This is a genomic window from Erysipelothrix inopinata (assembly GCF_014396165.1).
GTDB lineage: Bacteria > Bacillota_I > Bacilli_A > Erysipelotrichales > Erysipelotrichaceae > Erysipelothrix > Erysipelothrix inopinata.
Genome location: NZ_CP060715.1, coordinates 2,205,555 through 2,217,552, shown reverse-complemented (window position 1 = coordinate 2,217,552; position 11,998 = coordinate 2,205,555). Strand labels below are relative to the sequence as shown.

General features: G+C 35.7%; 11 protein-coding genes. All 11 read left to right on the top strand.

The window, feature by feature from the left end:
* The first annotated feature begins 236 nt into the window (after nt 1–236).
* The 11 genes from H9L01_RS10640 to H9L01_RS10590 all read left to right on the top strand — a co-directional run bounded on the left by H9L01_RS10640 (nt 237) and on the right by H9L01_RS10590 (nt 11,745).
* The gene (locus H9L01_RS10640) at nt 237–461 is read left to right on the top strand and encodes a hypothetical protein (RefSeq protein WP_187533924.1); all 225 of its coding nucleotides are present in this window, start codon (nt 237–239) and stop codon (nt 459–461) included.
* A 123-nt stretch (nt 462–584) separates the two neighbouring features.
* Nucleotides 585–788 (top strand): hypothetical protein, encoded by a 204-nt coding sequence (locus H9L01_RS10635; RefSeq protein ID WP_187533923.1) that lies wholly within the window; start codon nt 585–587, stop codon nt 786–788.
* Nucleotides 789–1,235, top strand: coding sequence for a MepB family protein (locus tag H9L01_RS10630; RefSeq protein ID WP_187533922.1), 447 nt, complete (start codon nt 789–791; stop codon nt 1,233–1,235). It begins immediately after the preceding gene.
* Between the two features lie 363 nt (nt 1,236–1,598).
* Nucleotides 1,599–2,747, top strand: coding sequence for a glucose-1-phosphate adenylyltransferase (locus H9L01_RS10625; RefSeq protein WP_187533921.1), 1,149 nt, complete (start codon nt 1,599–1,601; stop codon nt 2,745–2,747).
* Complete coding sequence (gene glgD, locus H9L01_RS10620) at nt 2,734–3,885, top strand: glucose-1-phosphate adenylyltransferase subunit GlgD (protein WP_187533920.1); 1,152 nt, start codon at nt 2,734–2,736, stop codon at nt 3,883–3,885. The genes H9L01_RS10625 and glgD overlap by 14 nt, the downstream gene beginning before the upstream one ends.
* A 26-nt stretch (nt 3,886–3,911) precedes the next feature.
* Nucleotides 3,912–5,204 carry an alpha-amylase family glycosyl hydrolase gene (locus tag H9L01_RS10615; RefSeq protein WP_187533919.1) on the top strand — a complete coding sequence of 431 codons (1,293 nt, stop codon included), beginning with the start codon at nt 3,912–3,914 and terminating at the stop codon, nt 5,202–5,204.
* Entirely contained in the window at nt 5,150–5,713 is a 564-nt protein-coding gene (locus H9L01_RS10610) for an alpha amylase C-terminal domain-containing protein (protein ID WP_246449066.1), read from the top strand. Before H9L01_RS10615 ends, H9L01_RS10610 begins: the two co-directional genes overlap by 55 nt.
* A 29-nt stretch (nt 5,714–5,742) precedes the next feature.
* Complete coding sequence (gene glgA / locus H9L01_RS10605; RefSeq protein ID WP_187533917.1) at nt 5,743–7,167, top strand: glycogen synthase GlgA; 1,425 nt, start codon at nt 5,743–5,745, stop codon at nt 7,165–7,167.
* Between the two features lie 124 nt (nt 7,168–7,291).
* Complete coding sequence (locus H9L01_RS10600) at nt 7,292–8,170, top strand: DUF4299 family protein (RefSeq protein WP_187533916.1); 879 nt, start codon at nt 7,292–7,294, stop codon at nt 8,168–8,170.
* A gap of 415 nt (nt 8,171–8,585) precedes the next feature.
* Entirely contained in the window at nt 8,586–9,998 is a 1,413-nt protein-coding gene (locus H9L01_RS10595; protein WP_187533915.1) for an alpha-amylase, read from the top strand.
* A complete protein-coding gene (locus tag H9L01_RS10590) occupies nt 9,982–11,745 on the top strand; it encodes a type I pullulanase (RefSeq protein ID WP_187533914.1) in 1,764 nt (587 codons plus the stop codon). Before H9L01_RS10595 ends, H9L01_RS10590 begins: the two co-directional genes overlap by 17 nt.
* Nucleotides 11,746–11,998 lie beyond the last annotated feature (253 nt).

Genomic DNA, 11,998 nt, shown 5'->3' with positions numbered 1-11,998 from the left:
AAAACTTAAGTGAAAGGGCTTATTTCCCTAAATGTTCATCTTCTTTTCACGATATTTTTACATAGTTGTTTATTGATTAAGTTATACTTTAATTAATCACCAGACGCACAAGCATATAATATCGTTATCTCTTGAGGTGATTGGGAAGACCGCTTATAGCGGTTTTTTCTTTATAGAGGTATGCATGACATGTTGAATAAAGTTGTGATAAAATAGAATTAAGGAAGGATAAGCATATGATTAAACAACGTTTAAAAACCGACATTATAAGTGTAATCATTGTTTGGTTATTTTATATTGCCCTAGCTTGTTATAAAAATCAGTCCTTTTCAATCACTTGGCAGGCTTCCTTTACATTGCCGCTTATCTATACAATTGTTATTATTTTAAAGACACTTGCGGTTCACTTCTATAATCACTATCGTAATGTGCGCAGGAGTCGAAATAATCAATCACTCTAGTCTTTCTATGTTATAATTGTAAAATCAATTTCCACTCTTAATAGCATTAAATCTGATAGAAAGCTTTCTACCGCTTCTTATTGTATTTAGTACCTGCAAAGAAACAAGAGGAGGAATACGAGAATGAAAAAAATATCAAAAGTTGAAAAGACCCGACTATACTACGGTATTATTGTAGCGGTAATTTATCTTGTGATATCTTTTTTATGGATTGCACCCCAAAACCATGGCCGTTTCTTTAGTTGGCCAGTCTTATGGGCTACGGCACTTGTAGCTTTAGTGGGAGGAACAATCATAGATCGATGGTATCATCAAAAGGAGAAATAAATGCTTTCATTAGTTAATATTAATATAGGACTCGGAATTGAGGAACACACAAATATAATCCTCACTGAAGAAAATCAAAATCAAGAATATGAAGGGTGTCGATTTGAGCACGAAGGTAAGAGGTATCGAAGTCGTCTTGCTAAGAAAACTCCAAAGAAAAAAGGATATTTTGTGGCATTTTATGAGAAGGATATAAAGAACGTAAATCAGGCATTTAGCAATGATAATTCAGTAGATTTTACACTTGTTAACATTGTTGATGGTAACCTTAGAGGGATTTTCGTTTTTCCACAAGAAGTCTTGAAACAGCAAGGAATATTAAAGACAGAATCACAAAAAGGAAAGATGGCAATCCGCGTTTACCCAAGCTGGGAGAAAGACTTGAATGCAACCGCTACACGTACTCAAAAGTGGCAGGTAGAATACTTTAAGGATCTCAGTTTATAAAAGCTTGTTAAAGGCTTAAACAAAGCTTGAAAGAAACTTTTATAATCTATAAATTTTTGTTATGTGTTATTTTGATGATATTTTCACAATAACAAGATTTAAAATTGACAAAAACTTATATCCTCGTTATAATTTAATCATAAGTTAGAGCTAACCATTTTACAGATTATTTTTTAGGAGTTTACTGCGAAAAAATAATATTAGAATGGTTTTTTTTCATATTTTGAGGCGATAACTTAGTGTTTTTTCAATAAGACAAGTAGAACTTTATCTTGTGTTTTAAAGATGAATTGTTTTACTTTCGAGTTAATTTGAGGGGTGTATGCTGCGCATGATTGTGTACTACAGGAGGTAGTATTGAAAATGAAACATGAAATGGTAGCAATGATTTTAGCGGGAGGCCAAGGAACGCGTTTGGGTAAGTTGACCAAAGAAACAGCGAAACCGGCAGTACCGTTTGGTGGGAAATATCGAATTATTGATTTTACATTAAGTAACTGTGCAAATTCAAATGTGTTAGATGTCGGGGTAGTCACACAATACCAACCTCTGGAATTAAACGAACATATTGGAAATGGTGCATCATGGGGACTTTCCAGACGAAATAGCAGTGCGAAAATTCTTCAACCTTTCTCCAGTCAAGATGGTGAGAAATGGTTCCGAGGAACTGCGAATGCTATTTATCAAAATATTAGCTATATTGACTCAAAGAATCCAGATTATGTACTGATTTTATCAGGCGATCATATTTATAAAATGGACTATGAAGCAATGCTTGAATATCATAAAGAAAATGAAGCATCATTAACGGTCGCAGTTATCGATGTTCCTTTAGAAGAAGCTTCTCGTTTTGGAATTATGGAAACTGATACGCTAGGTCGTGTTATTCAATTCCATGAGAAACCAGAAGAACCAAAAGGAACGCTAGCTTCGATGGGTGTTTATATTTTTGATTGGCCAAAACTTCGTGAACTTCTTGTTCATGATCAAGCAACTGATCGCGCAATGGAAGATTTTGGAAAAAATGTTATTCCAGCATATATTGCGAATGGTGAACGTGTCTTTGCTTATGGCTTTGAAGGCTATTGGAAAGATGTTGGTACCATCGAAAGCCTATGGGAAGCAAATATGGAATTCCTAGATTTGAATCATACTTTAAAAATTAGAGATAGCCATTGGCCCATTTATACGAAGGTCACAATCTCTCCACCTCAATACATTACCCGTAATGCTACGGTGAAACATGCAATGATTGGTGATGGATGTTATATCGATGGTTTGGTTGAACACTCGGTAATCTCTCAAGATGTTAAAGTTGGTAAAAACAGTACAGTATCACAATCCATTGTGATGACTGGCGCTTCAATTGGAAAAGACGTACAAGTTGAGTATGCAATTATTGGCGAAAGTGCACAAATTGCAGATGGCTCTAAAGTAATCGGTACTCCTGAATCTATTGAAGTAATCGGATATCATGAAATTGTAGGAGCTAAAAAATATGAGACAAAATAGTGTATGCGCAATAATTAACTTAGCTGGACATGAAACACAACTGCACCCTCTCACAACACATAGACCCATTGCAGCGTTACCTTTCGCAGGTCGTTATCGTATTATAGATTTCTCTTTATCAGCCATAGCATCAGCACATATAGATTCAGTGGCTATCTTTATTGAAGAAAGTGGCCGTTCAATTTATGACCATATTCGTAGTGGCCAAGAATGGGATTTAGATGGCGCTGTCGGTGGTGGTATCTTTACATTCTCTCAACAAAGAAGAAAGCTTGCTGACTACTTAATGTTGGAACCCGAAGAAGGATACTATGAAAATCAACGTACCTTTGTGAATCGTTCTGGAGCAGAATATGTATTGATTATGGAGGGAGATGCTGTTCATAACATTGATGTTAAAGCATTAACAAACTTCCATAAAAAACGTGATGCAGAGATTACGATTGCCTATAAATCGATTCCAACTGAAAAAACACGTTCATCAAATGCAGATGAGTACTATAGCATTAGTGAAGACGATACCCTCGATGGTGTGATGATATCAAGTCATAATGATAATCTTAAACATTCTATCGATGGTCATGTTTATATGATTAATAAAAATACTTTATTTGATATCTTTGATCATGCTGAAAAAAATCACTTGTATGTAGACATTGGTTCTCTTATTCGTGGTTACTCACTTCAATACCGTACCTGTATGTATGAATATGCAGGCTATCTTGAAATTATTAATTCATTAAAAGCTTATTACAGTGCTAATATGTCGATGCTTGAAACAGCAAACTTAAATGCACTCTTTAAAGGAAGTAACACCATTAACACACGTTCTAAGAGTGGTGTTCCAACCTACTATACTGAAAATGCATCGGTTCATAATGCAGAAATTTCGACAGGATGTATTATTAATGGAACCGTTGAATCTTCAATTATTTCTAGAAAATGTATGGTCGAAAAAGGGGCACATGTTGCTCGAAGTATTGTTCATGCAGGCGTCCATATCTGCCAGAATGCAGTTATTGAGTATGCCATTGTGGAGAAGGGAGCTACTATCGAACCGAATGCTGAAGTTCGAGGTACTGCCAACAATCCAGTAATTATTCAAAAGGGTGAATGTGTTAAGTGCCCTCAAGATTAAATCAATCTTTGGATGAAGGAGACCTTATGAAGTTTGATGTTGAATCGTTTTGCCAACACCCTCACAATCGTGCGTATACCTACTTTGGAGCGCACCTCTGTGATGAAGGTGTCACCTTTAGGGTCTATGCCCCCAATGCTGCGCGTGTCAGCGTAGCGGGGTCATTCAATGGCTGGAACTACTATGAGAAGTGGATGAATCGAATTAGTGATTCAGGAATTTATGAGCTCTTTATACCTCAATTAAGAGAATGGGATATGTATAAATTCGGTGTCTTTAAAGAAGATGGTAGCTACGTTGAAAAAGCAGATCCATACAGTTTCTATAATGAACTGTCACCAGGTTTTGCAAGTAAAGTAGTTGATATCTATCGTTATCAATTTAATGACCAACATTGGATGCAGCATAGAGACTTGAATTTTAATCGTCCTATGAATATCTATGAAGTCCATCTTGGATCGTGGATTCACGAAGAAAATATGACGTATGAATCTCTAGCCTATAAACTTGTAGAATATCTTGAATTTATGAATTATACCCATGTTGAGTTAATGCCAGTAACTGAACATCCATTTTTAGGATCGTGGGGCTATCAAGTAACTGGCTTTTTTGCGGTTACAAGTCGTTATGGATCTTTAGATCAATTTAAAAAATTCGTTGATGTCATGCATCAACATGGATATGGCGTCATTCTTGATGTTGTACCTGTACATTTTGTTAAAGACACACACGGACTTTGTTGCTTTGATGGAACTGACCAATATGAAATGCATGAAGAATCAGAATGGGGAACACACTACTTTGATTATTCCAAAGTAGAGAATCAAACATTCTTTATTTCGAGTGTTTCTTATTGGATTGAGATGTGCCATATTGATGGGCTTCGTATGGACGCAATTTCAAATTTAATTTATTACCAAGGAAATAGAGATCGTGGAGAAAATGGACCCGGAATACACTTCTTAAAAACGATGAATCATATCTTGAAGAAAGAATATCCAACGGTCATGTTGATAGCAGAAGATTCCAGTGATTACGGGAATGTTACGAAATCCGAGACTGAAGGTGGATTGGGATTTCACTATAAATGGGACTTAGGCTGGATGAATGATACGTTAGAGTATTATGTTTTAGATCCTATTTATAAAAAAGATAATCATAAACTTATCAACTATAGTATGTACTATTTTTATAGTGAACGTTTCTTAATGCCGTTATCTCACGATGAAGTCGTACATGGTAAGAAGACAATCGTAGATAAGATGTGGGGGATTACGATCAAAAATTTGCTCTTGCAAAGAATATCTACCTTTATATGATGACGCATCCTGGAAAAAAATTAAATTTTATGGGAAATGAATTGGGACATTTTAGAGAGTGGGATGAAGAAAAACCACTTGATTGGTTCCTGCTCGATTATCCAAGGCATCTTTCCTTTAGACGTTATATTCAAGACTTAAATCATATCTATTCTCACTATGATGCACTTTGGGAAAATGATTATGGCTTTAATGGTTTCAAATGGATTGAAGTTGATAATCACGACCAAAGTATCTATAGCTATTATCGTGTTGGATCAAAATCAACGATTATTGTCGTTCTCAATATGACACCTGTTTCGTATGAGCGATACGATGTCGGAGTTCCTGAACCTGGAACTTACATTGAACTGATAAACTCAGAAAGAGATATATATGAAGGATGTAATATGACGAACTATGTGGCTATAGATAGTAGTGATGATCCACTACACCAACAACCACATCGCATTCAAACACGACTTGCTCCTTTCGCAGCAGTCATGTTTATTAAAGATACTTATAAATAAGAGTCCTTTTGGACAAAAAAGGAGAAACAATGAATATTTTATTTGCAGCCAGTGAAGGCTTACCTTATGTGAAGAGTGGTGGACTTGCAGACGTAGTCGGCTCATTACCTTCAAAAATAAAGACCCGAAGTGTTGATGTTAGTGTCATTATGCCACTCTATCAAAAAGTAATCGATTTAAACTTGGATAATTTTGAATATGTGCGTACAATTCGAGTTAATCAAGGTATGTTTGATGAAGAAGCTCGTATTTTCTCACATACTAATGGTTCGATTACAACTTACTTTGTTGAAAATCGTCAATATTTTGAACGTGATGGCTTGTATGGATATCATGACGATGGAGCACGCTTTGCATTTTTCCAACTAGCAGTCATGAACTTTATTTTGAACCATGATGAAGATTTTGATTTGGTTCATTGCCATGATTGGCATACAGGAATGATTCCTGTATTAGGAAAAACACTATTCAAATGGCATAATCGAATTTCTCATATTAAATATGTCTATACGATCCATAACTTAGCATTCCAAGGAAACTTCCCAACAAGTGTCCTTACGGATGTATTTGGTCTAACAATGGATTTAATCTATGATAATAGCGTCAATTTTGATGATGGAATGAGCTTTATGAAAGGTGGTATCTTTTACGCTGATAAAGTTACAACAGTTTCAGAATCATACGCTCATGAAATTCTTACACCGGAATTTGGAGAAAGAATGGATGGGGTCTTACGCCTTCGTGAACCAGATTTAATTGGGATTGTGAATGGTATCGATACGAAAATGTGGAACCCTAAAAAAGATCCGCTCCTTGTTTCAAACTATGATATTAAAACACTCGAGGCAAAAGCCCCTAACAAGCTCGCACTTCAGAAAGCGTTGGGCTTAAAAGAAGATGCAGATATCCCGTTATTTGGTATGGTCACAAGACTCACGGATCAAAAAGGAGTTAACCTCCTGATTGATATCATGGAAGACATTATGAGATTGGATCTTCAAGTTGTTGTTTTAGGTTCGGGAAATTCCCATTATGAAGATCGTTTATCGTATCTATCATATTTGTTCCCAGAAAATGTCTCATTCTCGAATGGGTACAATGAAAATCTTGCGCATCAAATCTATGCAGGAAGTGATTTCTTCCTTATGCCGTCTAAATTTGAACCTTGTGGTATATCGCAATTGATTTCAATGCGATACGCAACATTACCTGTAGTTCACGAAACAGGCGGGTTACGTGATACTGTCACATCGTATAATGTCTATACTGATGAAGGAACCGGCGTTTCATTCTCTCATTTTTCACAACATGACTTGTATGATGCTATTGAACGCGCGCTCGGTGTTTATGGTGACAAGAAATACATGTTGAAACTTCAAACCAATGCAATGAATGAAAAGGTTGATTGGCTTGAATCTGCACGTGTTTATCGTGATTTATATCGAAGTCTATAAGGTGCTACGGCACCTTTTTTAAAGTTTTGTATAGATTATGAAAACTTGATGAGTATTTGGTTAAAGTCATGTTAGGTCTTAATGTGCATGTTAAAATTATGCTATAGAAGTAGGAGATATGAGAATGTCAAAAACGTATACCATGACTAAAAAAGGTTTCTTCAAAAAAGAGTTTACGCTTGAAGAAATTAAGAAAGTAACACAAGGGGCTTTCCAATACGGTAGTTGGGATAATGGAAGTAGACTTACAGACCAACTCAATCCTAATGAAATTATCGTTTATAAAGCAGAGCGGATGGGTAGAGGATTTATAATCAATCTACAAAACCCACAAAAACTAGAACTTACAATGAACTATTTTGCAACTGACGATGATATCAACAATGTTTATGATTTTTTAGATTGTATGATGCAGTGTAATATCCATCCAATTCTCGATGAAGATGGCACAACATTGAAAGACATCAAAGATATCAAAGCTGCAAGAGAATTTGAACTCGCATTTAACCGTCGTACACTTGTAGAGAACATAGAAAGAGGCGTTTCCACCATTTTTGCAGTGATGAATCCGATTGATGTGGATTTTAGATTATTCGAAAATCTCTCTGAGGATGAGTTTATGAAAGCATACACTTCCTATCTTGATCGTTGTCAAAACTGGGATTACTATTACATGGCGCCCGCATTTTACAAAAATGACCAAGACGAAGTCATTATGCGTTATGTCTACACAACGATGACAATATCTGTTGGGCCTCGAAGAGCATTTCTTCCATTTGGAGCACAAGGAGAAATGTTTGAATCAGCACTCCCTAATGCGCGAATACATTTTGTAGATAGTGAGGATAATTTTAAGGTTCTTGACTTCTCACTACCTTATTCCAAATTTGCAGATTACATTCAAGAATTTGAAACTTATGATGCCAATCATGTTATTATTCCGAAACTTTCTTATCATGATTTGGTATCAATGATGGAACTTGAAGCAAGTAAGATGAACTAAAAACCTTGACCAATCTTAGATGCGAGGGACAAAATGATTAATAACTATCTAGGTAAAGTAAAAAAGGTGGGGTATCTAAAAGCTTACGGAGAGCGTCGCATGGATCTGGAGATAACCAATATTTTGTTATTGATTTTACGCTTGGATATGATCAACTTCTCGCACCAAAGTTCAATAAAACAACCGAAATTGAAATTGCCTATGAACTAAACTATAAAAAAATATCGATTCTTTCAATAAACGATGACAGGTTTTTTTATCATTGTTTTAGTGTTTTGGAGCATCTCTTGTTTGGTACTTGCATTGAATATTCCGTAATTCATGACATGAGTGCAGGTTTCAATTCCATTTGACTTGATTTTTGATATCTCTTCGATATAATAAGGGTCAGAAAACGTTTTCTGAGGAGATGACTATGAAGCGAATATTACTACAAAATTTTGAGTGGTACAGTAAATCTGAGGATAATCTTTGGAATGAAGTTGCTGCGAATGCTCATCAATATAAAAAAGACGGAATTACAGAGTCGTGGTTACCACCCGCATATAAAGCAAAAAATGGTATTGAAGATACTGGATATGCAGTTTACGATTTATATGATTTAGGTGAATTTGATCAAAAAAATACGATTCGAACAAAGTATGGTACTAAAGACGAATATCAAAAGGCAATCGAAGCGCTGCATCAAAACAATATCAAAGTTTATGCTGACATTGTTTTGAACCATAAAATGGGAGCAGATGCTACTGAAGCTGTTGCTGCCACAATTGTGAATCCAAGAAATAGAGAAATCTTAAAAGATGATATTCAGATTGAAGCTTGGACTGTCTTTAATTTCGAAAACAGAAATAATATGTATTCTGATTTTAAGTGGAATCATAATCACTTTACTGCAGTAGATTTTGATTGTAGAACTAAAAAATCAGATATCTATCTTTTTAAAGGGAAGACCTGGTCGGATAACATTGATGAGGAATTTGGTAATTTTGATTACCTCATGGGAGCAGATGTTGATGTTTCTCACCCTGATGTACAAAATCATCTCAAAGAGTGGGGACAATGGTACACTCGTACCTTTAATTTAGACGGATATCGAATTGATGCGGTGAAGCATATTGACTTTGATTTTTATAATCAATGGTTGTCAGCGATGAATACAACTGGAAAAAAATTCGCTGTTGGCGAGTATTGGAGTCCGGACTTACGTGCATTGCATAATTACTTGCAAGAGGCAGAATACTGTATGTCCTTGTTTGATGTTCCGCTTCATTTTAATTTTCACATTGCGAGTTATTTAGAAGATAATTTTGATATGAGACATATCTTTAACGGAACACTTGTATCAACACAACCAGATTATGCTGTCACGTTTGTTGATAATCATGATACACAGATGGGTCAATCTTTAGAATCTTATGTTAAGCAATGGTTTCGTTACCATGCGTACGCATTAATTCTTTTACGTCCCCAAGGAGTTCCTTGTGTATTCTATCCTGATTATATGTGGCAACTTCCAAAGCTAGCTAAAATAATGAGGCTGTCGCATCGTGTTGACGGAGAGCTTTATGACATGCTTGACGATGCACATGTGATAGGATGGAGTTATGATGGAAATGTTCCTGCAGCCATCGTAATGACGAACAGACACCAGTCTGTAAAGAAGATGTATGTAGGAAAACACCACGCTGGGAAGCGATTTAAAGACTTAATGGAGCATATAACTGAACTCGTGACCATTGACGATAAGGGGATTGGATATTTCCCTGTAGAGACAAAGTCATGCAGTGTATATGTATTAGAGGAGTATAGTGATGAAAGTATTTTATGATAATCTTGGACAACTTGTCACAAGTGAGGACAGAAAGATATTTTATAAAGACGTTGAAGTAATCGATGGGAAAATACCCAATCTTGAATTAGGGCAAGAACATTTTGTAACCGATGAGTGTGGGCGAGAGTATCCTATTATTCATCGTGGTATTGTTCATACTGACTGGTTTGCGAAAACATATGATGCGACAGAAGAACGACTGGGAAGTTATGTTGAAAATGATCAAACAACATTCAATTTATATGCGCCTACAGCGACAAAAGTGTTTGTATCCTATCATAATAAGAAACATCTAATGCTACGCAAACCGAATGGCGTTTATACGCATAAAGTTGCAAAGAACCTACACAATGTTTCATATTCATATGTTGTTCATGTAAATGGAGATATTCACGTTACAACGGATGTGTATTCGAAAGCATCACTCCCAAATGGGGTCGCAAGTGTTGTTGTTGATTTTAAACAACTCAACTTAAATGTCGTACCACTAAAACCACGTAAAGGAGTAATCTTAGAAACTCAAGTTCGTGATTTTAGTATGGATCCAAATGTACCCTTTAAAAATAGAGGGAAGTTTCTTGGGTTGTTGGAATCTTATGGAAACTACGGGAAACGGCATATTGAAGATATGGGTGTAAGTCATATTCAATTGATGCCAGTTAATGACTTTGGAAGTGTTGATGAAATGAATCCATTCCTTAACTATAACTGGGGTTATGACCCAATGCAGTATATGGTACTTGAAGGAAGTTACAGTAGCGACATCACAAATCCAGTTCAAGTCATCCAGGATTTCGCAAATGTTGTCGACGGATATCATCAATCCGGTATCGGAGTTAACCTCGATGTTGTCTTTAACCATATTTATGAAGTGTTTCCTTCTTCCCTAAATAAAACAGTGCCTTATTTCTATTTCCGTTATAATGAAGGATACTATCTCTTAAATGGAACATACTGTGGAAATGAGATTGCATCAGAACGCCCCATGGTCCGAAAAATGATTGTGGATACTTGTAAATACTATGCAGAAACATTTAATATAGACGGCTTCAGATTTGATCTCATGGGAATTATGGATATTGAAACCCTAAATTCAATTCAACGTGCGTTACCAAACCTTCATATATATGGAGAAGGTTGGCATATGCAATCAGGATTAAGTGATCAGATGAAAGCAAGCATTCCTAATTCACGCAAAATGCCAAATGTTGGCCACTTCAACGAACAGTTTAGAGATGTTATAGGTGGACGAACAGATGGATCCGGACTTGGCTTCGCAGATACTGGATTGACTCCAAATATTCAAATGTCCGTCCTTGGAAGTAATAATATTTTCCAATCACCATCTCAAAGTATTAATTATGTAGAATGTCATGATAACTATGCGTTAGCAGATCGTGTTGCGATTTTAAATCGAGACATCAACGTGATTGATAGTATTAATGCTTTAGTGATTTTATCTAAAGGCGTGCCATTCATGCAAATTGGGCAAAGTTTCTTTAGAGATAAGCAAAGAAATAATAATTCTTATAATTTACCCGATAAGATTAATCACATTGATTGGAGTTACGTTGACCGGTACCGTGATCATCATGAATGGGTTAAATTTTGCATTCAGTTCCGTAAAGAAAACCCAGAATACAGAATTGATTTTGACCACGCGTCCATTCGATTTGTAGGAAGTCATCAGACACTATCCATTCATCCCACCTGGGTTGACGTTAACCAACACGAAGGTGAATAAAAAATATTTGATAAAAAGAAGGCAGAGTTCACAAGATTGTGATGAAACCTTCTTTTTTTGTGTAGTATTTTAAATTTAAAATTTCAATCTATATTTGGGTAAAATGCAGTTATATTGCTATCATCCTCTATTTAGTGCGTTTAATATAATCGGATAAATATTGTAAACGGATACAGAAAGGCTTTACATTTTAGAAATGCTTGTTATAATAAGATTACGAAAACGATTTCCTAATCGTGAGGAGGAACAAGAA

Bases quoted from the DNA above. Each gene is read 5' to 3' on its own strand.
- glgA (WP_187533917.1), top strand. From the start codon at position 5,743: ATGAATATTTTATTTGCAGCCAGTGAAGGCTTACCTTATGTGAAGAGT.
- H9L01_RS10630 (WP_187533922.1), top strand. From the start codon at position 789: ATGCTTTCATTAGTTAATATTAATATAGGACTCGGAATTGAGGAACAC.
- H9L01_RS10600 (WP_187533916.1), top strand. From the start codon at position 7,292: ATGTCAAAAACGTATACCATGACTAAAAAAGGTTTCTTCAAAAAAGAG.
- H9L01_RS10590 (WP_187533914.1), top strand. From the start codon at position 9,982: ATGAAAGTATTTTATGATAATCTTGGACAACTTGTCACAAGTGAGGAC.
- H9L01_RS10635 (WP_187533923.1), top strand. From the start codon at position 585: ATGAAAAAAATATCAAAAGTTGAAAAGACCCGACTATACTACGGTATT.
- H9L01_RS10640 (WP_187533924.1), top strand. From the start codon at position 237: ATGATTAAACAACGTTTAAAAACCGACATTATAAGTGTAATCATTGTT.
- H9L01_RS10595 (WP_187533915.1), top strand. From the start codon at position 8,586: ATGAAGCGAATATTACTACAAAATTTTGAGTGGTACAGTAAATCTGAG.
- H9L01_RS10615 (WP_187533919.1), top strand. From the start codon at position 3,912: ATGAAGTTTGATGTTGAATCGTTTTGCCAACACCCTCACAATCGTGCG.
- glgD (WP_187533920.1), top strand. From the start codon at position 2,734: ATGAGACAAAATAGTGTATGCGCAATAATTAACTTAGCTGGACATGAA.
- H9L01_RS10625 (WP_187533921.1), top strand. From the start codon at position 1,599: ATGAAACATGAAATGGTAGCAATGATTTTAGCGGGAGGCCAAGGAACG.